We start from the raw sequence: 761 nt of genomic DNA, 5'->3' as shown, positions 1-761 counted from the left end.
GCGCTCCTATACTCTACCGCGGGGTGGCGCGCGCGCGCGGCGGCGGGGGGGCGGCGGCCCCCGCCGGCGGCGTGCTGCGGGCGGTACACAGCCCCCCCCCCCCCCACGCCCCCCCCCCCCACTCCGCGATTGGGCGGGACGGTCAGACACCGCCTAGAACCCGTGGCGGGCGCCGCCGTCCACGGGGAGCATCACGCCGGTCACGTACGACGCTGCGGGCGACAGCAGGAACGCCGCTGTGCGCCCGAACTCCTCCGGGGCGCCGTAGCGCCGCAGCGGGATGCGGTGTTCGTTCGCGGCCCGGGAGGCGTCCGGGTCGCCCGAGAGTTCGTCGAGCTGACGCATGCGGTCGGTGGCGATCCGCCCCGGAAGCAGACCGAGGACGCGGATGCCGCGCGGCCCCAGCTCGTCGGCGAGGGACTTCGCGAAACCGGCCAGGCCAGGGCGCAGGCCGTTGGAGATGGTCAGGCCCGGGATCGGCTCGTGGACCGATCCGGAGAGCACGAAGCCGATGACCCCGCCAGGGCCCAGCGCCGCCGCGGCGGTGCGTGCCAGCCGGACCGCGCCGAGGAACACCGCTTCGAACGCCGCCTGCCACTGCTCGTCCGTGTTGTCGGCGACGAAGCCGGGTGGCGGGCCGCCCACACTGATCAGTACGCCGTCGGGGCGGGCCGCCAGAGTACGCCCGGGCCCGCGGGGGCGGGTGGGCCCCGGGGGGGGGGGGGGTTGGGGCCGCGAGCCGGGCGCGGGGGGGGCCCGGT

General features: G+C 77.8%; 1 pseudogene. It reads right to left on the bottom strand.

Going from position 1 to position 761, the window contains the following annotated elements:
* Positions 1 to 153 precede the first annotated feature (153 nt).
* Positions 154 to 663: pseudogene (locus ACFWI9_RS30620) on the bottom strand (SDR family oxidoreductase); the annotation flags it as partial.
* Positions 664 to 761: the final 98 nt, after the last annotated feature.

The organism is Streptomyces sp. NPDC127084, assembly GCF_042724175.1.
Taxonomy (GTDB): Bacteria; Actinomycetota; Actinomycetes; order Streptomycetales; family Streptomycetaceae; genus Streptomyces.
Note: the sequence above shows the minus strand (reverse complement) of the source record. Positions and strands in the feature narration are given on the sequence as shown.